The sequence below is a fragment of the Vibrio sp. JZG120 genome, from assembly GCF_053890955.1.
In genome coordinates, this window is record NZ_JBSRRK010000012.1 from 1 (window position 1) to 22,809 (window position 22,809).

The 22,809-nt window shown below is 44.8% G+C and carries 14 protein-coding genes and 1 riboswitch; of the genes, 8 read left to right on the forward strand and 6 right to left on the reverse strand.

From position 1 onward, the window contains the following. Positions 1-822: 822 nt before the first annotated feature. Positions 823-2,154 (reverse strand): cation:proton antiporter, encoded by a 1,332-nt coding sequence (locus tag ACWPOD_RS19595; RefSeq protein WP_031780627.1) that lies wholly within the window; start codon positions 2,152-2,154, stop codon positions 823-825. A gap of 191 nt (positions 2,155-2,345) precedes the next feature. Between ACWPOD_RS19595 and metH the strand changes: the two genes are divergently transcribed. Then, positions 2,346-6,026 carry a methionine synthase gene (metH, locus tag ACWPOD_RS19600; RefSeq protein WP_456232150.1) on the forward strand — a complete coding sequence of 1,227 codons (3,681 nt, stop codon included), beginning with the start codon at positions 2,346-2,348 and terminating at the stop codon, positions 6,024-6,026. An 86-nt stretch (positions 6,027-6,112) separates the two neighbouring features. Here the strand turns inward: metH and lysC are convergent, their stop codons facing one another. Further along, entirely contained in the window at positions 6,113-7,465 is a 1,353-nt protein-coding gene (gene lysC / locus ACWPOD_RS19605) for a lysine-sensitive aspartokinase 3 (protein ID WP_012841364.1), read from the reverse strand. Between the two features lie 101 nt (positions 7,466-7,566). Continuing rightward, a riboswitch (Lysine riboswitch) is annotated at positions 7,567-7,745 on the reverse strand. Between the two features lie 220 nt (positions 7,746-7,965). Here lysC and ACWPOD_RS19610 point away from each other — a divergent pair. Beyond that, complete coding sequence (locus ACWPOD_RS19610) at positions 7,966-9,087, forward strand: pyridoxal-phosphate-dependent aminotransferase family protein (protein WP_124009108.1); 1,122 nt, start codon at positions 7,966-7,968, stop codon at positions 9,085-9,087. 59 nt (positions 9,088-9,146) lie between these two features. Here ACWPOD_RS19610 and ACWPOD_RS19615 read toward each other — a convergent pair whose 3' ends face one another. From ACWPOD_RS19615 to ACWPOD_RS19630, 4 genes are all read right to left on the reverse strand, one after another. Next, on the reverse strand, positions 9,147-10,928 hold the full coding sequence (locus ACWPOD_RS19615) for a PglL family O-oligosaccharyltransferase (RefSeq protein ID WP_456232151.1): 1,782 nt from the start codon (positions 10,926-10,928) through the stop codon (positions 9,147-9,149). Positions 10,929-10,995: 67 nt separating this feature from the next. Continuing rightward, positions 10,996-13,818: an excinuclease ABC subunit UvrA gene (gene uvrA, locus ACWPOD_RS19620; protein ID WP_456232152.1), complete on the reverse strand. Its 2,823-nt coding sequence runs from the start codon at positions 13,816-13,818 to the stop codon at positions 10,996-10,998. 149 nt (positions 13,819-13,967) lie between these two features. Continuing rightward, positions 13,968-14,840 (reverse strand): UTP--glucose-1-phosphate uridylyltransferase GalU, encoded by an 873-nt coding sequence (gene galU / locus ACWPOD_RS19625; protein ID WP_005397418.1) that lies wholly within the window; start codon positions 14,838-14,840, stop codon positions 13,968-13,970. Positions 14,841-14,998: 158 nt separating this feature from the next. Next, positions 14,999-15,643: a LuxR C-terminal-related transcriptional regulator gene (locus ACWPOD_RS19630; RefSeq protein WP_282174957.1), complete on the reverse strand. Its 645-nt coding sequence runs from the start codon at positions 15,641-15,643 to the stop codon at positions 14,999-15,001. Positions 15,644-15,920: 277 nt separating this feature from the next. Here ACWPOD_RS19630 and ACWPOD_RS19635 point away from each other — a divergent pair, with 277 nt between their 5' ends. From ACWPOD_RS19635 to mshL, 6 genes are all read left to right on the forward strand, one after another. Continuing rightward, positions 15,921-16,460 carry a single-stranded DNA-binding protein gene (locus ACWPOD_RS19635; protein ID WP_282174958.1) on the forward strand — a complete coding sequence of 180 codons (540 nt, stop codon included), beginning with the start codon at positions 15,921-15,923 and terminating at the stop codon, positions 16,458-16,460. Between the two features lie 242 nt (positions 16,461-16,702). Next, a complete protein-coding gene (csrD, locus tag ACWPOD_RS19640) occupies positions 16,703-18,712 on the forward strand; it encodes an RNase E specificity factor CsrD (RefSeq protein ID WP_048626836.1) in 2,010 nt (669 codons plus the stop codon). Between the two features lie 11 nt (positions 18,713-18,723). Further along, positions 18,724-20,169 (forward strand): MSHA biogenesis protein MshI, encoded by a 1,446-nt coding sequence (locus tag ACWPOD_RS19645; RefSeq protein WP_282174959.1) that lies wholly within the window; start codon positions 18,724-18,726, stop codon positions 20,167-20,169. After that, entirely contained in the window at positions 20,166-20,816 is a 651-nt protein-coding gene (gspM, locus tag ACWPOD_RS19650) for a type II secretion system protein GspM (protein WP_104974757.1), read from the forward strand. Before ACWPOD_RS19645 ends, gspM begins: the two co-directional genes overlap by 4 nt. Then, positions 20,809-21,141 (forward strand): MSHA biogenesis protein MshK, encoded by a 333-nt coding sequence (locus tag ACWPOD_RS19655; protein WP_282174960.1) that lies wholly within the window; start codon positions 20,809-20,811, stop codon positions 21,139-21,141. Before gspM ends, ACWPOD_RS19655 begins: the two co-directional genes overlap by 8 nt. Before the next feature lie 20 nt (positions 21,142-21,161). Next, complete coding sequence (gene mshL, locus ACWPOD_RS19660; RefSeq protein ID WP_046873589.1) at positions 21,162-22,805, forward strand: pilus (MSHA type) biogenesis protein MshL; 1,644 nt, start codon at positions 21,162-21,164, stop codon at positions 22,803-22,805. Positions 22,806-22,809: the final 4 nt, after the last annotated feature.

The following is a 22,809-nucleotide window of genomic DNA, read 5'->3' on the forward strand; positions in this document are numbered from 1 at the left end:
GGTAGTTCAGTTGGTTAGAATACCGGCCTGTCACGCCGGGGGTCGCGGGTTCGAGTCCCGTCCACTCCGCCACTTATATTAAGCCTCAGTCGAAAGACTGGGGCTTTTTTCGTTTTGGTTACCCGACTTACCTTAACCTCATTTCCATATTGAAACCTTGCATCGAGAGGCAGGCTTCCCTCTTCGCTATGCTTTCTAAGCCCTGTCATGAACTAGTTGATGACAGTCTCGAGCTCTCGTTTTGAGTACCAGCACGTGCTTACCAAAGATTCCTCTATAACATATTAGAAATATCTAGCTATGTGACAGAACTTAGTCGTTCGAGGTGTCGCTTTGTTTCTATCTCGAAAACAGAACAACTTTGAATATAAGTTCAGTGTCGCTGAGATCAAGTATGAGGACTCTAAACTTCTGCTAAGGGCTTGAACAACCTGAGTGCTAGCTCGGACCTTAGTTTGGTGGGATTTCAAGCCCGTTTGGGGGAGTGATTTCGCAATCATCCTCAATGCTTCTTTCTCTATAAAAATACAAACTCGCTCATTGCTAAGTATTGTGGAAGTTTAGCTTTGATGTTTGCGAGGAGCCTATATTGCCAAGGGAAGAGAAGTGATACAGATGAAAATGGGTAAATTAAAAGACTCGTATATGAATACTATCTATCGGCAATAGTTAGTATCTATGAAAATGTAGCGTAGCGATTATTCGAATATTTAACTGTATATCAAAGAGTAACAAGCGTTCTATTCTTGAAGGGGAGTCCGAAGACTAGATATGAAAAAAGCAGCTAGATAGCTGCTTTTTTATCTATTAAGTTACGTGTCTTTAAGAGTCCACTGGCTCCGTATGTTCTGGAGTGGTTATTGCCAGGTTGTTCTCTTCCATTTTCTTCTCTTCAGCTTTTGCTTTTTCAATCATTGGGGTGATCGTTGAGCCTTGAATGAGGATAGAGAAAACAACGACGGAGTAGGTCATTACAAGAATAATCTCTTTTACATCGATTAACTTATCTTGAATCACCCAAATACCAGATGGAATGGAAAGTGCCATTGCCAATGCAAGGCCCCCGCGTAAGCCGCCCCATGTCAAAATACGTACTGACCACGGGTTATATTTTCTGTAACGCTTAAAGCCAATGTACGAGAGAAATACGCTTAAATAGCGCGCTGCCAGCACAAGAGGGACTGAGATAGCCATCATGATCCAGTCTTCTTTGTGAAATTCAAATAGCAGCATCGACATACCGATCAGTAGGAATAACACGCCATTCAAGAACTCATCGACGAGCTCCCAAAAGTGGTCAAGGTGATCTTCACTCTCTTTCGAAAAGCCAATAAAACGTGTCCAGTTGCCAATCATAATACCAGATACAACCATCGCTAATGGGCCTGACACATGGATGTATTCAGCAAATGCGTAACCTGCCGTTGGGACACCAATGGTAAGTAATAACTCCATTGAGTGATCATCGGTGGCACTGATCAAGTAGTGGAATAGCAAACCGAGTACGAAACCATAAGTGATACCACCGATAGCTTCTTGGATGAAGAGTAAGGTGACACTACCTACAGTTGGTGCCTCAGTACCAAATGCAATCGTAAATAGAGTGACAAAGATAACCAAACCGAAGCCGTCATTGAAGAGCGACTCTCCTTCAATCTGGGTGGAGATACGTTTGGGAGCATCGAGCTTTTTAACTATAGCCAATACAGCGATTGGGTCAGTTGGCGATATTAGAGCACCAAATAGTAAGCAGTAGACCAAATCAAATTGGATGCCAATTAACTGACAGAATCCGTAGAGCGCAAACCCGATAAAGAAAGTGGAAAATAGGGTGGCTCCGAGAGCCAAAACGGTAATTTCCCATTTTTGATCTTTAAGGTTCGGGAGTTTGATGCCTAATCCACCCGCAAATAGTAAGAAGCCAAGAATGCCCTTGAGCAAGAAATCTTCAAAGTTGATCCTTGTGACCGTTTCTGTCGCAATTTCGGTGAGGTGGAACCAGTTGTTTTGGCCCGCAATTAAGATTAGAAGTGAAAGCACCATTGAACCTGCGGTAATCGCAATGGTGGTTTGCATCTTTCCTATCTTGCTGTTTACAAAAGCAATTAGCATCGCAGCTGCGGATAGAAAACATAAAGTATGATAGACCGACATAGAGCTCTCTATTTGTAACATTTTATGAATGGGATTCTCGACTGATGCTGCTTAAATAGCAAACATTTTTTCGCGATTATTTTGTAAGTTAAGAAGGAGATAAAATAATCATTAATTCCACGTTTAGACGTCTAGACTCCTGAAGTTTGTGTGATAGGATGGAAAGATAACTAAAGGAATGAGGCTGTACTGTGGGAAGTAACGTAAGACAACAGATTGAAGCTCAATTGAAGCAACGTATTCTTTTGATTGATGGTGGTATGGGAACCATGATTCAGGGATACAAACTTGAAGAGCAAGACTATCGAGGAACGCGCTTTGCGGATTGGCATTGTGATCTAAAGGGTAACAACGACCTGTTGGTTCTAAGTCAGCCTCAACTTATCAAGGAAATTCACGCTGCATATTTAGAAGCGGGTGCAGATATTCTCGAAACCAACACGTTTAACGCAACAACCATTGCGATGGCTGACTACGAGATGGAAAGCCTAAGTGAAGAAATTAACTTTGCAGCTGCCAAGCTTGCACGTGAAGTTGCAGACGAATGGACCGCAAAAACACCCGATAAACCGCGTTATGTCGCAGGGGTTTTAGGGCCGACGAACCGAACTTGTTCTATTTCTCCTGATGTAAATGACCCCGGATATCGAAATGTTTCTTTCGACGAGTTAGTTGAGGCTTACTCTGAATCGACTCGAGCGCTGATTAAAGGTGGTTCTGACCTTATTCTTATCGAGACAATCTTCGATACTCTTAACGCTAAGGCTTGTTCATTTGCTGTTGAAAGTGTGTTTGAAGAGATGGGTATTGAGTTACCTGTGATGATCTCGGGGACTATTACTGATGCTTCCGGTAGAACATTATCAGGTCAAACCACAGAAGCGTTTTACAACTCATTACGTCATGTTAAACCGATTTCGTTTGGTTTGAACTGTGCGCTGGGCCCAGATGAGCTGCGTCCTTATGTTGAAGAGCTTTCGCGTATATCAGAATCTTTTGTTTCCGCTCACCCAAATGCCGGGCTTCCGAATGCATTCGGCGAATACGATTTATCGCCAGAAGATATGGCTAAGCATGTTCAAGAGTGGGCTCAAAGTGGCTTTTTAAACTTGATTGGTGGGTGTTGTGGCACAACTCCAGAGCACATTCGCCAAATGGCACTCGCGGTTGAAAATGTCGCCCCTCGTCAATTGCCTGACCTTCCCGTTGCTTGTCGCTTGTCTGGCTTAGAGCCGCTCGCCATTGATAAAGACTCTTTATTCATCAATGTCGGTGAGCGTACGAATGTAACTGGCTCTGCGCGTTTTAAGCGCTTGATTAAAGAAGAACTGTACGATGAAGCGCTCGATGTGGCTCGTCAACAAGTTGAAAATGGCGCTCAAATTATCGATATCAACATGGATGAAGGCATGTTGGATGCACAAGCTTGTATGGTTCGATTTTTAAACCTTTGTGCGTCAGAACCTGAAATCTCAAAAGTACCAATCATGGTCGACTCTTCCAAGTGGGAGGTTATTGAAGCCGGTCTTAAGTGCATCCAAGGCAAAGGCATTGTTAACTCGATCTCTCTCAAAGAAGGCAAAGAGAAATTCGTTGAACAAGCTAAGTTGATTCGCCGTTATGGTGCGGCTGTGATTGTGATGGCGTTTGATGAGATAGGGCAAGCAGATACACGTGAGCGCAAAGTGGAAATTTGTACCAACGCTTACCGAATTCTCGTTGATGAAGTGGGCTTTCCACCAGAAGACATCATCTTTGACCCGAACATTTTTGCCATTGCTACGGGTATCGAGGAGCATAATAACTACGCGGTGGATTTCATTGAAGCCGTTGGCGATATCAAACGTGATTTACCACACGCGATGATCTCGGGTGGTGTTTCTAACGTTTCCTTCTCATTCCGCGGTAATAACTATGTGCGTGAAGCGATTCACGCGGTGTTCCTCTACCACTGCTTTAAGAATGGCATGGATATGGGGATTGTGAATGCAGGTCAGTTAGAAATCTACGATAACGTGCCTGAAAAACTGCGTGAGGCTGTGGAAGATGTCGTTCTTAACCGTCGTGATGATGCCACTGAGAGGTTGTTAGATATCGCGGCGGAATATGCAGGCAAAGGGGTAGGTAAAGAGGAGGATGCCTCTGCACTTGAGTGGAGAACTTGGCCTGTTGAAAAGCGTTTAGAACACGCGTTAGTGAAAGGAATAACCGAGTTTATCGTTGATGATACCGAAGAGGCTCGTGTAAATGCTTCAAAGCCATTAGAGGTGATTGAAGGCCCACTCATGGATGGGATGAACGTCGTCGGGGACTTGTTTGGTGAAGGTAAAATGTTCCTTCCTCAGGTCGTAAAATCTGCACGAGTGATGAAGCAAGCAGTCGCGCATCTCGAGCCCTACATCAATGCAGAAAAGCAGGTGGGACAAACAAACGGTAAGATCTTGCTAGCGACGGTCAAAGGTGATGTACACGATATCGGGAAAAATATCGTTGGTGTTGTATTGCAGTGCAATAACTACGAAATTATCGATCTTGGTGTCATGGTTCCTTGCGAAAAGATCTTAAAAGTAGCGCAAGAAGAGAACGTTGATATTATTGGTTTGTCAGGGTTGATCACGCCTTCATTAGACGAAATGGTGCATGTTGCAAAAGAGATGGAGCGTCTCGATTTTAACTTACCTCTTCTCATCGGTGGAGCAACAACGTCAAAAGCTCATACAGCAGTTAAGATTGAGCAAAATTACAAGCATCCAGTTGTTTACGTGAACAACGCCTCACGTGCAGTGGGCGTATGTACTTCTCTATTGTCAGATGAACGTCGCCCTGAATTTGTTGAAAAACTTGAAGCTGATTACGAACGAGTACGTGATCAACATAATCGAAAGAAACCGAGAACCAAACCAGTGACATTAGAAGCTGCTCGAGCGAATAAAGTTGCGATCGATTGGGAAGCTTACACCCCTCCAGTGCCTGTTAAGCCTGGTATTCATATCTTCGATGATTTTGATGTTGCCACGTTACGTCAATACATTGATTGGACACCATTCTTTATGACTTGGTCACTTGTGGGTAAGTATCCAACAATTTTCCAACATGAAGAAGTCGGTGAAGAAGCAAAACGTTTATTCGAAGATGCCAACGAGTTACTTGACCGAGTTGAGCGAGAAGGCCTGTTAAAAGCGCGTGGAATGTGTGGCTTATTCCCTGCTGCGAGCGTGGGGGACGACATTGAAGTTTATTCTGATGAAACTCGTACCGACGTTGTGAAAGTACTGCGTAACTTGCGTCAACAGACCGAGAAACCAAAAGGGTTCAACTATTGTTTGTCTGACTACATCGCACCTAAAGAGTCAGGTAAACATGATTGGATAGGGGCATTTGCTGTCACTGGTGGTATTGGTGAACGAGAGCTTGCGGATGAATACAAAGCGCAGGGAGATGATTACAACGCAATTATGATTCAAGCGGTGGCGGATCGCCTAGCCGAAGCGTTTGCTGAGTATTTGCATGAGCGTGTCCGTAAAGAAATTTGGGGTTATGCTGAGGATGAAGATTTATCTAACGATGAGCTCATTCGTGAAAAATACCAAGGTATTCGCCCTGCGCCGGGTTATCCAGCATGTCCTGAGCATACTGAAAAAGGACCGCTTTGGGAGCTACTTAATGTGGAAGAGAATATTGGCATGACTCTAACCTCCAGCTATGCAATGTATCCGGGCGCGTCAGTCTCTGGTTGGTATTTCTCTCATCCTGACTCACGTTACTTTGCGATCGCACAGATCCAAGAAGATCAGCTAGAGAGCTACGCCGATCGCAAAGGGTGGGATAGGATCGAGGCTGAAAAATGGTTAGGGCCAAACATTAACGGTTAAATTGATGTTTACCTCGTTCAAATGTAACAACTATTGAAACAACAAAGGGCAGCAGATACGCAGCCCTTTGTTTTATTGAGTTGAACTTACTTCTCAAACAACTCGGTGTGGAGTTTTTGTATGGCTTGTTTCGATACCGATTCATGGAGCAAGAAGCATAAGTTGTGAGGGCTAGCGCCATAACAAATCATGCGTAGGTTAAAGTCTTCTAGCGTGCCAAAAACCTGTTTCGCGTAGCCTTTACTCTCACTCATGTTGTTACCAATGAGAGCAACGAGGCATAGGTCATGTTCAACTTCTACCTTACATAACTCTTCTAACTCTTCTCGTACAGCTTGCGGCAGCTGTGGTGCTCCGCCAGAGGTATCAGTTTGATCAAGTGTTAACGATACACTGATTTCAGATGTCGTGATCAAATCGACAGAGATCTTATGCTTTGCAAGGATCTCAAAAACCTTTGCTAAGAAGCCGTATGCGTGGAACATGTTGGCGCTGCGTAGCGTTACCATGGTTTGGTTACAACGCAAAGCTAGCGCACGGAACAACGGTGAGCTTTCGACTTGGTGACGAATCCAAGTTCCCCCTTTTTCTGGCTCTTTCGATGACCCTACAAATACCGGAATGTCGTGGCGCAATGCGGGTACTAGCGTAGAAGGGTGAAGGATTTTAGCGCCAAAGTTCGCCATTTCTGAAGCTTCACTAAAGCTGATCTCGGGAATTGGTGAGGCTTTTGGCGCAATTCGCGGGTCTGTTGTGTAGATGCCCGGAACATCAGTCCAGATTTCTAACCCTGCCGCTTTGACGCTCTCAGCAATTAAGGCGGCGCTATAATCGCTGCCTCCTCGACCTAGTGTTGTTGTATTACCGGCTTCGTCAGATCCTATGAAGCCTTGAGTAACAACAACGGATTGTTGGCAAAGTGGTATGAGTTTATCTTGCGCAAGCGTCGAAATTGCTTCAATGTTTGGCTCCGCGCGACCAAAGTTGTCATCAGTACGCAGCACATCGCGGATATCAAAGCGCACAGCTTGAATGCCTCGCTCACACATTAACTGAGTTAGAATATGCGTCGACATGAGTTCGCCACATGCGACCAAATGATCGGTTAACTTCGCACTAGCTTGGATAGATGCAGCCTCGGCCAGGCTGGTTACGGTATCTAATATGCCATACACCTCGGCAGCAGTTTTCGTGCTGTCTTCGAGCTGAGTTAAAATGGCGTCATGAATGTTGGCCAGATTTTGCAGCAGCTCAGTACGGTGCGTTTGATCCTGAACACCGTTGGCGAGTTCTACCAACAGGTTGGTGACGCCAGAGCAAGCGCTGCTCACGACCAGGCGAGTATTTGGATTGTTTTCGATAATGGTGGCACAACGACTCATTGCCTCAAAGTTGGCAACACTGGTCCCACCGAATTTAGCTACGTTAAATGCGCTCACTGCGTTCTCCCACGACTTCCTAAAAAATTGTACATCCAATGTTTAGTGAGAAAAGGAACAGAGCAAAAAGAGAGGTATTTAGAATGCTATTTGAAAAATTTACCCTCAGAAGCCCTTCATCAGACTGCGCTGATGACAGTTGATGGGATTCAGCCCAATTCAACCGACAAGTCAAACCCTGCAACTTTGACTTACCTCGGCACTACTCCCCCTCAATGATTGGTGTTGGAATTGCGGTTCCACAAATCATCTACCTGGGTAGCGCTCCTCTTCTACATAAAGCTCAAACATTGAACGGTTTTGAGGCCTTAATGTCAATCAATATTTCAACCTTTATGGTGTTTTTTATTAACGATTTTGTGACACTGGTTTGACCTCCATACTTACGGCTAATTGCTGATAGAGGAAAAATCTATTAGGGTGAAGAACCCTACACCTGAGCCATGTTATTGAATAGAACTTTTAGAATGCTCAGGATAAAAGATAATCAAGGAGCTGACATGTCGATCCAAAGCTTTATTCCGCCTCACCGTATTTTAATGGGACCTGGTCCTTCTGATATTTATCCTCAAGTGTTACAAGCGCTAAGCCGTCCTACCGTAGGTCACCTTGATCCTCTGTTTATCGGTATGATGGATGAGCTCAAGCAGCTATTGAAGTATGCCTTTCAAACTGACAATGAGTTCACTATTGCGGTTTCAGCGCCAGGTAGTGCAGGGATGGAAACCTGCTTTGTAAACTTGATCGAGAAAGGCGATAAAGTGATCGTCTGCCGTAACGGTGTATTTGGTGAACGCATGCGCGAAAATGTCGTCCGTGCTGGTGGTGAAGTTGTTATCGTCGATGATGAATGGGGGACGCCTGTTTCCATTAATAAAGTCGAGCAAGCACTCGAACAGCACCCAGATACAAAAATTCTTGCTTTTGTGCATGCGGAAACTTCAACTGGTGCAGTCAGTGATGCTCAAGCATTGGGTAAGCTGGCGAAACAGCATAATGCATTATCTATTGTTGATGCGGTGACGTCACTTGGTGGTGTGCCGTTAAAAGTGGATGAATGGCAACTGGATGCGGTTTACTCTGGCAGTCAAAAATGTTTGTCATGTGTACCAGGGCTCTCACCCGTGACGTTTTCTCCTGCCGCAATTGAAAAGATTCAAGCAAGAACAACACCAGTACAGAGTTGGTTCCTCGATCAGAGTTTAGTGTTGGGGTATTGGAGTGGAGAAGGCAAGCGTAGTTACCATCATACGGCGCCAGTTAATAGCTTGTATGCGCTTCATGAAGCTTTATTGATACTGAAAAATGAAGGCTTAGAAAACGCTTGGGCTCGTCACCAACTGATGCATGAAAAACTCAAAAATGGCTTACAAAAGTTAGGCTTTGAATTTGTTGTGGACGAAGCCCATCGGTTGCCACAATTAAATGCGATTTACGTGCCTGAAGGAATTGATGAAGCAAAAGTTCGTGCTCACTTGCTAGAAACCTATAACCTAGAAATTGGTGCTGGCCTTGGGGCATTAGCTGGTAAAGCGTGGCGTATTGGCTTAATGGGTTACGGCGCTCGATCTGAAAACGTTGCGCTGTGCTTAAAAGCGTTGGAAGAGTCACTCACTGAATAAAATCATACAGCAATGAGATAAAGAAAAGCGAAGGTCATCCCTTCGCTTTTTTGTACTTATTACTCTTCACCTGAAGTGGGTGCTGGTGAGGCAGAGATTGCTTGAGAAGGTGGTCGGTAATTGACGTCACTGAAATCAATCTTCGGGAACAAAAACTGCGCTTCAGCTCTAATTTGCTCCGCTTTACTTGAGTCATCTAAGCCTTGGTAGGCCAAAATCAAATTATTATAAAATGCAGGGCGAGGCTTATCTTTGATGATTTTTAGCGACCAATCGATATAAGGCTGAATCAAGGTTGCGTCTTGTTGGTACAGCCCAATGTTTAAAAACGTGCTATAGACATCCCAATCAAACCTGTCTTTCCAAACTACAGGGTTACTGACTTGATTCAGAATATCAGGGTTAGTTGGCCTAGTGGTCTCAAACTTCGTCAGTACATAGTTCGTATGCAATGCGCTTACCATGTAAAACGTAAACGTAACGGGAAGTACCAAACTAAAGACTCGCAGCAAGCTTTTGGTCACATTACTAAAGCCGACTTGTCGATAACGAGAGACGCGCTGATCTACCCAGTACAGCAGGATAACGAAGATCAACCAATGCACGAGAGAGTGGTAGAAAGGGTATTCCAGTTGCGAGTGCAATACGATAGGTATAAACAAGGCCAGCAACGCAAGACGAGTTCCGCGTTTGGCTTGATAGATTCGATACAGTACCAGTGCCATCGCTAAGAAGATGCCGAGTATTGGCAGCAAGCCACCTTCTACTCCCCAGTAAAGTAGCTCATTATGCGGATGATCCATGGCTGGCAAACCAGCTGGGTAATTCTCATTTAGTGCATGTTGACGAGCCGTATACAGCATGTACTCAGATTCAAACTTGCCATATCCATAGCCAGTAAAAGGCTTTTCAATCACCATGTCTAATGTTTGCGGAAAAGTATACGCTCGAGGAGACTCCATGTTTACTTTTTCTGCGGCCAACCCACCTCCATCAGGAAAGGCAAGATGCATGACAACCACTGAGAGTAAGAGCCCAGTGACAAGCGACGTAACCCAGCGGATAAAGCGCCCTTTGGTCGCAAAGCGATACATGTATGGGATGACCAACAAAACGGCGATGATCGATGCTAACCAACCAGTGCGTGAAGCCAACGCCACAATTAGTGGTAAGGTTAAAACTGGCACGGCATAGAGAAGATAAACATCGCTTAACTTACGGTCGTATTTGTAGGGCTGACGTGCAAGTAAATAGCTGGCAATCACCAATCCTGTCGCAAGAAAGCTGGCCATTACATTGGGCTGTTGGAAAATACCATAAGGACGATTGGCCATCGTGTCGTAACCAAACGGATTGCCTGGTTTGAGATACAGATATTGTGTCAGACCCAAAATGGCTTCGATAACAACCGCAAGGACAATGAACCATAACAGGCGTTGGCGATGTTTATTACTGAAATGAAATTGTTGTAAGACAATAAAAAACAGGACGCCACACCACAGACCAATGAGCTTGTTGGCTGCCAAACTGCTATTCGCATTTGGGTACAGAATGGGCACCGTCATGATAAGAGCACTAATGAACAAGCCGATGGTTAATTTTGAGTAACGTAGCGCTCGATTATTCGCGAGTTGGTAGCACCCAATGCCTAATGCAAAGCTAAAAGCAATCCAAGTTGTCGCATTGAAGGAAAGTGAAAGCCCTGAACCGCCGGGGTTGGGCATGAAAAAGTGCATTGCCAACACAAATAGTGTTGCCAAGGCAATGAGAAACTTGCGATTGAGGGGAACCTGTACTTTTTCGGGAGAAAGCTTTGTTCCACTTACATGTATAGTAGCCATAGTTATTGCGTTGTTTTGAATGAAAAAAGACCAGCACTTGCTGGTCTCGGTACTTTACCTGTTTTTTCTACTTCAACATAGGCTTAAGGAAGTGAGCTGTGTGCGAACCCTCGATTTGCGACACATCTTCCGGTGTGCCTTGAGCGATTATCTCGCCTCCACCCTGTCCCCCTTCAGGTCCTAGATCGATAATCCAGTCCGCAGTCTTAATGACATCTAGGTTATGCTCGATCACCACGACAGTATTTCCGTGGTCGCGAAGTCTGTGCAATACAGTGAGCAACTGCTGGATATCATGGAAGTGCAAGCCGGTTGTTGGTTCATCCAAAATGTACAAGGTTTTTCCTGTATCACGTTTGGATAGCTCTCGCGCCAGTTTCACACGCTGTGCTTCACCACCGGAGAGTGTTGTTGCCGCTTGACCCAATCGTATGTACGACAAACCCACATCCATCAGTGTTTGTAGTTTGCGAGCGATGGCAGGAACTGGATCGAAGAAGGTGCGTGCATCTTCGACCGTCATTTCTAGCACTTCATCAATGGTTTTGCCTTTGTAACGTACTTCAAGTGTTTCACGGTTGTAGCGCTTACCTTTACATACATCACATGGCACATAAACGTCTGGTAGGAAATGCATTTCAACTTTAATGACACCATCACCTTGACAGGCCTCACAACGACCACCGCGTACGTTAAAACTAAAACGGCCCGGCTTGTAACCGCGAGAACGCGACTCTTGTGTGCCTGCAAACAGTTCACGGATTGGGGTAAAGATTCCCGTATAGGTCGCTGGGTTAGAGCGAGGTGTACGACCAATTGGGCTTTGATCGATATCGATAACTTTATCGAAGTGCTCTAAACCTTTAATCGACTTATAAGGTGAAGGCTGAGCCGTTGTCGCCCCGTTAAGTTGGGTATGAGCAATTTTAAAGAAAGTATCATTAATCAGCGTTGATTTACCTGAACCAGATACCCCTGTAATACAGCTGAATAACCCAACAGGAATTGAAAGATTAACGTTCTTAAGGTTATTACCTGTTGCGCCTAAGAGCTCAACCGTTTTTTTCGGATCACGCGGCGTGCGATCTTTCGGCACTGCGATTTCTTTAGCGCCACTTAAGTACTGACCTGTCAGAGAATTCGGATTTGCGATTATCTCTTCCATGGTGCCTTCCGCGACAACATGACCACCGTGTACGCCAGCGCCAGGACCGATATCTATGACATGATCCGCACAGCGAATAGCATCTTCATCGTGTTCTACCACGAGCACGGTATTCCCCAAATCGCGCAAATGAGTGAGCGTTTTTAATAAGCGTTCATTATCACGCTGGTGGAGACCAATCGACGGTTCGTCCAGAACATACATCACACCAACAAGACCCGCCCCAATTTGGCTTGCTAAACGAATACGTTGTGCTTCACCACCAGAGAGCGTTTCGGCGCTGCGAGACAAGTTTAGATAGTTCAAACCAACGTTAACCAAGAACTGCAGGCGGTCGTTGATTTCCTTCATCACTTTTTCAGCGATTTGGGCTCGTTGACCTTCAAGTTTCAAGGAATGGAAGAATTCCAATGCATCAGCAATGCTAAGTTCAACAATCTCAGGCAGTGTCGTATCAGCAATAAACACGTTACGTGCTTCAAGGCGAAGACGAGTACCACCACAGCTTGAACAAGATTTAGTGGAGATGTATTTCGCAAGCTCTTCACGGACAGAGTTGGATTCTGTATCACGATAGCGACGTTCTAGGGTATTCAGGATACCTTCGAATGGATGGCGCTTAACGCGAATATCGCCACGATCGTTGATGTATTTAAACTCAATCTCAGTACGACCAGAGCCCTTTAGAATGACATCTTGCGTTTTCTTTGGCAGAGAATTAAAAGGTGCATGGAGATCAAAACCATAATGATCAGCCAATGAGGTGAGCATTTGGAAGTAGTAATAGTTCTTTTGATCCCAACCGCGAATCGCACCTTGTGCCAAGCTTAATGAATCATCTTGAATTACTCGGCTTGGATCGAAGTATTGCTGCACACCCAAACCATCACAAGTCCCACACGCACCAGCAGGGTTGTTGAATGAGAAAAGTCGCGGCTCTAGCTCTTGCATGCTGTAACCACATTGTGGACAAGCGAAGTTGGCGGAGAAAATAATCTCTTCACCGTCGCCATCCATTGACGCGACAACCGCAATACCGCCTGATAATTCGAGTGTTGTCTCGAAAGATTCGGCCAAGCGCTGTTGCAAGTCTGGACGAACTTTAAAGCGGTCGACCACGACTTCAATGGTGTGCTTTTTATGTAGCTCTAGCGTTGGAGGATCAGATAGATCGCATGTCTCTCCATCAATACGCGCACGAATAAAGCCCTGAGCTGCCAGGTTCTCAAGCGTTTTAACATGCTCACCTTTACGCTCTTTGACAATAGGGGCCAACAGCATCATTTTGCTGCCTTCTGGCATCTCCAGAACTTTGTCCACCATTTGACTGATGGTTTGTGCGGCAAGAGGGGCATGGTGCGTTGGACAGCGGGGTTCACCCACACGAGCATACAACAGACGTAAGTAGTCGTACACTTCGGTAATTGTACCGACGGTTGAACGCGGATTATGAGAAGTAGACTTCTGTTCAATAGAAATCGCGGGTGATAACCCTTCAATATGGTCGACATCGGGTTTTTCCATCAGAGACAAAAACTGACGAGCGTAGGCAGAGAGAGACTCTACGTAGCGTCGTTGGCCTTCTGCATACAATGTATCGAAAGCGAGAGAGGATTTACCGGAGCCACTTAGTCCAGTAATGACAATCAGTTTATCGCGAGGGATTGTAAGATTAATGTCTTTGAGGTTATGGGTTCGGGCACCGCGAACTTCTATTTTATCCATCGTTTTTGCTCTATGTATAACCAAGTGGGGCAAGTATTACATAGTGTGAGAAATGTGCAAAGAAAATTACTGGATAAAAAAACAGTAAAAATAAAAACCCAACATAATGCTGGGCTTTAGAAACAATAATTTCGTACTACGACGATGCTTTATACCGCTTTTTGTGTTGCGTGTTTACCTAACTCTGAAGCTTTTTCATCTTTTAGATAAAGGTTTTCAAAACAGTAGTTGGTTGCTTCGATGTAACCTTCAACACTACCACAGTCAAAGCGTTTGCCTTTGAATTTGTAAGCCAAGACACAGCCCGCTTTTGCTTGTTTAAGTAGCGCGTCAGTGATTTGAATTTCACCACCTTTACCTGGCTCTGTATTTTCAATCAGTTCGAAAATATCAGGGGTCAGAATGTAGCGACCAATGATCGCAAGGTTGCTTGGTGCCGTACCTTTCTCAGGTTTTTCTACCATGTCGTCTACGCGGTAGATGTCATCTTTGATCATTTCACCAGAGATAACGCCGTATTTGTGAGTCTCATCTTCTGGGACTTCTTGTACGGCAACGATAGAACAACGGAACTGTTTAAATAGCGCCACCATTTGAGCTAGCACGCCTTCTTCTTCGTTGACACAAAGGTCATCAGCAAGAACGACGGCAAATGGTTCGTCACCCACCAGTTCACGCCCGGTCAGAATCGCGTGGCCTAAGCCTTTCATCTCGCGTTGACGGATGTAAGTGAAGTTTGCAGATTCAATGATTTCACGGATATCTACCAATAGCTCTTCTTTATTGGTACCGCTAATCTGGTGTTCCAGTTCGTAGTTCTTATCGAAGTGGTCCATGATAGAGTGTTTGCCACGACCCGTCACAATACACATGCCGTTCATACCAGCTTGAATTGCTTCTTCAACGCCGTATTCAATAAGCGGTTTATTCACGACTGGCATCATCTCTTTTGGCATAGATTTCGTTGCCGGTAAGAAGCGAGTGCCATAGCCTGCAGCAGGGAACAGACATTTTTTAATCATTGGGGGAATATCCTATCTCGTTATTATCAAGAATCTGCGCATAACTTTAACACGAGAGTCGTCAATGAATCATGAATAAAGTAGGAAAAAGTGTGAGACTCAGTGCGGAAAAAAGATGAGCGACTCGTCATTTTAGTCATAAGAGTCGCGGCATCGCATCATGATATTAAGTTTTGATCTGCCCACGCGATTGCTTGAACGCGATTCTTCACTGATAGCTTTTTGAATATCTGATACAAGTGCGATTTGATGGTGAATTCACTGACAAATAATTCCTCGGCCATTTGGCTGTTTGAGGCGCCAGCTTGCAAGCAACGCAGTACTTGCAGCTCGCGAATGGTTAGGTCTACCGTGGCTGGGGCAGTATGAGTATTAATGACGTTACGGTAATAGTGTAAAAGTTGACTGGTTACATTACGCGGCAGCCAGTTTTGACCGTTAACAATGCCTTTTAATCCTTCTCCAATTTGCTCTAGCGTATCTTCGGAATAGAACAGCCCCTTTAATTGACCAAATGAAAGCAGCTCATCCGTGGTCAGCCTTTTAGGGACATTGAACACAACGGTTTCAAAGTTCTTCCATACCAGCGGTAAGTTTTTGATCGATTGAACGAGTGATTTATGTTCACTGAAGTCGATCAGTAGGATTTTATTACGATGCTGTGGCTTAGCTTCCATGAGTGCTTCGGTTGAAATCACCGGGATGCTCATATCAATGTACTTTTCGAGTGCTGCCACCTTTTTTTGCGCATTATCTTCCATACTGATCAGAAATAGCTTTCTTGCGTAAGCCGACTTTCTCACGTGTTCAAATCTCCCAGTGTTCAATAAAGGCCATAAGTTGGCATTAAAGAGAGGTTATAACCATAGCTTTACTGAATAAATGCGTTCGAATTCAAAGCTTCACGAAACGATGTCTGCAACGCGAATCAAAAGTGCTACATGCGTAAGTTGAAATGCGATTTGGGTTCTAGTAGGTGACTCATTAGATCACAATGGTATTAGACTTTAATCAAAACATTAAAGCGTGCTATTCTAATGCGCTAAAATTTTATATATCCAGAGTGAAACGGAGCACATCATGGCCAGCCGTGGAATTAACAAAGTTATTTTGGTGGGGAATCTAGGTAACGACCCTGAAATTCGTTACATGCCGAACGGCGGTGCAGTAGCAAACATTACTATTGCGACTTCTGATTCATGGCGTGATAAAGCGACTGGCGAACAGCGCGAAAAAACGGAATGGCACCGTGTTGTGTTGTTCGGCAAACTTGCGGAAGTAGCAGGTGAGTACTTGCGCAAAGGTTCTCAAGTATACATTGAAGGCCAACTGCAAACTCGTAAATGGCAAGACCAAAGCGGTCAAGATCGCTACTCAACTGAAGTCGTTGTTCAAGGCTTCAACGGCGTGATGCAAATGCTTGGCGGTCGTGGTCAAGGTGGCGGCGCACCAATGGGTGGTCAACAGCAGCAAGGTGGATGGGGTCAACCTCAACAACCAGCTCAGCAGCAGTACAATGCGCCTCAGCAACAGCAACAGCAACAACAGCAGGCTCCGCAGCAACCACAGCAGCAGTACAATGAGCCACCAATGGATTTTGACGACGATATCCCGTTCTAAATTCTGCTTATGCTTGAATCGAAAAGGCCGCGAATATCGCGGTCTTTTTTATTGTCGCTATCTAATGATCTCAAAGGCTTATCTATGCAAGGTTAGGCGTAACAATAAAACTTATCAATGAGTGTGATGTTCTTTATGCTCCAGCCTCTCACTATCAGACGAATCCGATTGTTTGATGAACTCTTATCAAGTATAAATATTTCAATAAGGTATATGATGAATAAAAAAGGAATTTGGTATTCATGAGGTATACCCCAACTCTTAAGTTAAGCACACGGCTGGTGGCTTTTGTCACCATGATCGTCATCTGCGCCATGTTTATCTTGTTTGTCGGTGGCACCCTCTCTTTTAAACGTCTTGGGCAGGAATATCTCACCCATTATTTAGAAGGGATCGTAGAGGTGGTCGACAAGGAGATGGAAGATCCTGACGCTGCTTATTCTATGCAGCGCTGGATGCCGAAAATGCTGCAGGCTTCCAATATTGTCGAAATGACATTGTCGACCAACAATGCGGTTGTTTATCGCTTCAAAGATACTTCTCATCAAATGGAAGCGTCAGTCTTGTTTGAGACAGAATACCAACTGACTCACAATCAAGATTACACGATTCATTTTAAAGCGATCCCGCCTTACTTAGGTTACAGCTACTCAATGCAGGCGCTTTGGTCGATCACGCTTGCCGTTATCTTGATCATCTTCTGTTTAATGCGCGGCGTTGCGTGGCTTAAGGAGCAATTAGAAGGCTCTGAAATGCTCGAAGAGCGAGGCAGGATGATCCTTGCTGGTCGGGTAGAGCAGTATGCAAAAGGCGACAAAAAAGAATGGCCTTATACTGCCAGTGAAGCGCTCGATGTATTAATTGAAGAGTTACAAGATGCGCGTCAAGAGCGAAGCCGATTTGATACCTTTATTCGAACTCAAACCTTCCTTGATAAGTTAACAGGTACCGCCAATCGAGTGCTGTTTGATAGTAAACTGGAATCGGCGTTACTAGAAAGTGGGGCTCGCGGCGCCGTGTTGCTAGTACGCATTCAAGACTGGAAACTGGTTGAAGAAGAGCAAGATAAGCAAATTACGGATGAGTTTATTGTTGAAGTTGGGAGTTTATTATCCAACTTAGTTCAGCGATACCCTGATGTTGTATTTTCTCGTTATTACGATGCTGATTTTGCGTTATTTCTGCCGCATCAAAGTGCTAAAGATGTGGCTAATTTGGCATCACAATGCATTCGCCAGTTAGAAAAATTAATTCCGCCAGAGCCACTCGACCCAGACAACTGGTGCCATATAGGCATCACTACTTATAAAGAGGGTGAGCGACACAGCCAAATCATCGATGAGGCAGAGACAGCTTTGCGTAGTGCGCAACTACAAAATAACAATAATTGGAGTCGCTTCAAAAAATGGAACCACGATGAAGAAGCTCGCGGAAGTGTGAGGTGGAGAACGTTATTTGACACAGCACTTACACCAGAAAATGTGATACTCTACGCACAATCTGTGCACCCAATAAGTGACGCGACGCATAAAAAATCATTATATGAAGAGTTAACATGCCGGATTCGCGATCCTGAGAATGGTATTGTTAAAGCGTCTCGGTTTATTTCTGCGATCAGACAGGTTGGTTATGAAGCGCAAATGGATAAGTCAGTTATTAATAAATTCTTAAGAGAATTTAAGGATAATTTTGATAACTCAAGATCGTATGCGCTCAATTTGAATGTAACGCCTTTTTCTAACCGAGAGTACTTTAAATGGTTTCGTGATGAACTCTTACAGTTGTCACGTGAACAGAGAAAGTGTCTCAGTTTTGAGTTTGTTGAAGCACAATTTGTAAGACACTTAGACTTTATGCGACCAGTCGCTAAAATGCTGGCCGGTTTAGGGTGCCACTTAATGGTTGGGCAGGCTGGACGAACCATCGTCAGCACTCACTATTTAAAAGAAGTGGATATTCGTTACCTTAAACTTCATCGCAGTTTAGTAGCAAAAATCGACCAGCGACATGAGAACCAGCTATTTGTCCGCAGCATGCTAGGTGCCGCGGCAAACAGTAAAACTAAAATCATAGCAGTGGGAATTGAGAATCAAAACGAGCTCAACACGTTAATTGAGCTCGGGGTTTATGGTGGGCAAGGGCGCTACTTCTCTGCAGAGCAGCAGTTTCTTCCTCGTCCACAAGCATTGCCAAGTTCTCAATCAGAATCCCAAGTGAAATTGGGAAGACGAAATCGCTGGCGTAAAAAATAAAGATAATAATCATGGATTTCAAAGCACTACTCGACAAGCTCAAACGATCATCTGGTGGTGGTCGTTCCTGCTTTTTGGTTATTCAGCCAGACGCCGTTTATTTATCATCTTCAATAAAAAGTGGCCGCCCATACCAATTTGATATTTCTGAATCCAATTGGGAGAAAGCCGTAGAGCAAGCATTGAGCGTTGCTGCGAGTGCGTATGATTCTCTAACGGTTGTCCTTTCTCATAACTATTATCAGATGTATCAAATCGACAAACCTGTCATGCCGCGCCAAGAATGGCCTGCAGCATTACCGTTTTTGTTGAAAGAACTGATCTCTGAGCGTGCCGTCGACATCATTGCCGATGCGGTAGAGCTACCCAATTCAACCAAAGTGCAAGCTTACGTCTTATCACGAAAAATGTTGGATAAGCTCGTGTTACTGGCCAGTCGCGCCCAGTTGCCATTAGAAGCTATTCTTCCTGAAGACGACATTTGGGGAGAGACCGCAGGTGAACTAGGTAACTTCCTATTATTACAACGCAGTGTGCGTGGTCACTTCCGTATTAGCGCTTTTGTCGAACATACTATCGCGTTCCATCGTTCGATTCGCAGTGTGACGCCACCGTTAACGGGGGTTCCGTCTAGCGAGTTACAGATGGATAGCCTCTCGTTAGAACTGCAACGTTCGATTGATTATCTTTCTTCTCAGTTGCGCCATGTGCAGCTGCATCAATTGAAAGTGTGTTGTGATGAGGAGGATGAGAGTGAGCTTGTTCAGTCTCTGAACTATCGTTTAAGCACTAAAGTTTCTCCGTTATTACCACCAGAACATGAGTTATCAGGACACGTTTTAGCAGATGCTGCTGCGGCTTCTAATACTCGACGCGTTAACTTATACCCTGATTACTTAAAGCCGAAAAAAGAGCTCCTGACACTAAAAAATATCGCGTTATCTTGGGGTGTCGCGGCTGCGGCCATTCTACTCTCTTACGGCTATGTGACTTGGCAGAGCAGCGGTTTAGAAGATGAAATTGCTATTGTAAAAAGCAAAGGCGATATCATGAAGTCAGAGCTTGAACGCTATCAAGTCAAGCTACGTAAGCATCAACCCGACAATAATAAGCTGGCAGCTAAAGCCCGCCTAGAGCGTGAAGTCAAGGCGAAGCGAGACTCTCTTAAAGCCGTCGGGAAATACGATGACTCGCAGCGCACGGGTTACTCTGGCGTTATGCAATCATTAGCTAAGCTAGGAAACCAAGAAATTTCTTTGTCCGAAATTCGAATCAATAACCATACCTTAGATCTGAAGGGACTGGCGAAAAAGCCGAGCTCAGTACCAAGTTGGGTTAACCAATTTAAAACTGAGATTAGCTTGGTTGGCCGGACATTTGACGACGTCAAAATTGGCCGAAATGATAAGGATATTGTGACGTTTGAACTAAAAACGCGCGAGGATAAAGAGAAATGAACGAATTCTGGCTCTCATTAGAAGAGCGCTTTGGCGAAATGAGCGCGCGTGAAAAAGTGCTTATCGCGCTGTGTGGTTTAGTTGTCGTGATCATGTTGCTTTTTACGCTGGTACTGGAACCAAAGCTTAACGAGATCATCAGTAATGAGAGGCAACTAAGCAATTTAAAGCAAGCCAATCAAAAGATTGAAATCGACACGCTACGTATTCAAGCGCAGCTGAAGAAAGATCCAAACGCTGAGATTGATCGCGCGATATCTAACCTGCTAACAGAAAGTCAGCACCTTTCGATGCAGCTAGCGGAGATCATCGAACACCTTATTACACCTTCGCAAATGGCTGAGCTGCTGGAAAATGTATTAGAGCAGCAAAGTGGCATTCACCTTTTGTCTTTGCAAACTTTGCCATCTGAGCCAATTACGGAAGATAAAGAAGCATCGCAATACTCTGGTTACTACGTACACCCTGTACGTATGGAGCTGACTGGCGACTACTTTTCTATTGCCAATTACCTAAATAAATTGGAGAGCCTTCCTGCCAGTTATTATTGGCGCAGCTTTAGTTACAAAGTCGAAGAGTACCCGAAAGCGAAGCTTGTGTTGGAAGTCTACACACTAGGATCTCGAGAGGAGTTTATTGGTGGTTAAAAAACTCATCATCTCATTGCTTGTCATGGCTGCGGCAGGAACCGCTTGGGCGAACCAAGATCCAACGGCACCACTTGGCTGGGAAAAGCCTGCGGTTGAAACGTCAGCGAAACCAAAAGCAAAACAGTACCGACTGCCTATGCTCAACAGTATTGTGTGTAAGCCAAGTACTGATTGTGTCGCGATTATGGATAACAAGCTTGTTGAAAAAGGCGAGCTATTTAAGGGTTATCGCGTCGCGAGCATTAATAGTGAATTTGTAACTTTAAAGCGTGGTAACCGTCAGTGGGACCTAGAGCTTTTTGGTTTAAACGTAAAAAAATAATAACCAGAGCCTGATCAGATATGCGCAAATTAGTTGTAGGAATAACGATTGCTTCTTTAATGGGATGTTCAATGGGTCATCGTGACCCAGTGGAAGTCAAAGAAGCGCTCAATGAATCTATCAATCAAGCGAACAGCCGCACGTTAGAAGAAATTCCTTCTTCTGTCGAAGCGGACCTGATGCCTAACTTAGACTCGAATGTTGCTTCAGAGCAAGGCACCTCGAAGCGTTTCCGTATTCAAGCGAATGCGGTCGATGCACGAAGCTTTTTTGCCTCGCTAGTCAAAGGCACTGAGTACAGTGTGGCGATTCATCCAGCGGTACAAGGTAATATCACCGTCAACTTGTCAGATGTTACGTTGGATGAAGTCCTGAGCGTTGTACAGAACATGTATGGCTATGATGTGGTGAAGTCTGGCAAAGTTATTCAAATCTACCCTGCTGGTATGCGTACGGTAACCATTCCTGTTGATTACCTCCAGTTCAAACGCTCTGGTCGATCATTGACGAGCATTGTCACGGGCTCAGTGACCTCGGCTGGTACGTCTAATTCTGGCGGTAGCTCAGACAGTTCTGACTCATCAGACTCTGACAATGGAAGTAACAGCGGCGATAGCTCGACGACTTCTACGGGCGGTACGCGCATCGAAACCATCACTGAAAGTGACTTCTGGCCGATGCTGCAGCAAGCCGTTGCGAATCTAATTGGTTCAGGCAAAGGACAAAGTGTTGTCGTAACACCACAAGCAGGAGTGATTACGGTTCGAGCGTTTCCAGATGATATTCGAGAAGTCCGTGAGTTCTTAGGTGTATCGCAGGAGCGCATGCAGCGTCAGGTCATTCTTGAAGCTAAAATTCTAGAAGTGACGTTGAATGATGGCTACCAACAAGGCATCAACTGGTCGAACTTATCGGCGTCAATTGGTAACTCGGGTAGTGTCGTAGTGAACCGTCCAGCGTCGGCATTACCACCGTTGGATGCGATTGGCACGCTATTGGGCGGCCAAACCAACGTGACTATCTCTGATGGCAACTTCAATGCTGTGTTGAGTTTTATGTCTACGCAAGGTGACTTGAACGTTCTTTCGAGCCCTCGTATTACCGCAGCCAACAACCAAAAGTCGGTCATCAAAGTGGGTACCGATGAGTATTTTGTTACCGAGTTATCGAGCAATGCAGGCAACGGTGAAAACTCAAATGCCGTTCCAGAAGTGGAATTGACACCATTCTTCTCAGGTATCTCTCTCGATGTGACTCCGCAAATTGATAACAAAGGCAATGTGTTCCTGCATGTTCATCCTGCGGTTATTGAAGTCTCGGAAGAAGTGAAGAAATTGAACTTGGGCGGTGAGTTCCAAAACATCCAATTGCCATTGGCAAAAAGCTCTATTCGTGAATCTGACTCGGTTATTCGTGCTAAAGATGGCGATGTTGTGGTTATCGGCGGTTTGATGAAACAGCAAAATCGTGAGCTTGTTTCTAAAGTCCCATTCTTAGGCGATGTGCCCGCATTGGGGCATTTGTTCCGCAACGTAAATAACGTGACTGAGAAAACAGAATTGGTCATCTTGCTAAAACCGACCGTAGTTGGTGTGAACTCTTGGCAGAAAGAGCTAGAGCGCTCTCGTGATCTGCTGCAAGAGTGGTTCCCAGATGCGCAATAAGCGC

Coding starts and splice junctions, on each gene's coding strand:
- ACWPOD_RS19610 (WP_124009108.1), top strand. CDS start 7,966: ATGTCGATCCAAAGCTTTATTCCGCCTCACCGTATTTTAATGGGACCT.
- ACWPOD_RS19615 (WP_456232151.1), bottom strand. CDS start 10,928: ATGGCTACTATACATGTAAGTGGAACAAAGCTTTCTCCCGAAAAAGTA.
- ACWPOD_RS19595 (WP_031780627.1), bottom strand. CDS start 2,154: ATGTCGGTCTATCATACTTTATGTTTTCTATCCGCAGCTGCGATGCTA.
- gspM (WP_104974757.1), top strand. CDS start 20,166: ATGAACGAATTCTGGCTCTCATTAGAAGAGCGCTTTGGCGAAATGAGC.
- ACWPOD_RS19635 (WP_282174958.1), top strand. CDS start 15,921: ATGGCCAGCCGTGGAATTAACAAAGTTATTTTGGTGGGGAATCTAGGT.
- galU (WP_005397418.1), bottom strand. CDS start 14,840: ATGATTAAAAAATGTCTGTTCCCTGCTGCAGGCTATGGCACTCGCTTC.
- mshL (WP_046873589.1), top strand. CDS start 21,162: ATGCGCAAATTAGTTGTAGGAATAACGATTGCTTCTTTAATGGGATGT.
- uvrA (WP_456232152.1), bottom strand. CDS start 13,818: ATGGATAAAATAGAAGTTCGCGGTGCCCGAACCCATAACCTCAAAGAC.
- csrD (WP_048626836.1), top strand. CDS start 16,703: ATGAGGTATACCCCAACTCTTAAGTTAAGCACACGGCTGGTGGCTTTT.
- ACWPOD_RS19645 (WP_282174959.1), top strand. CDS start 18,724: ATGGATTTCAAAGCACTACTCGACAAGCTCAAACGATCATCTGGTGGT.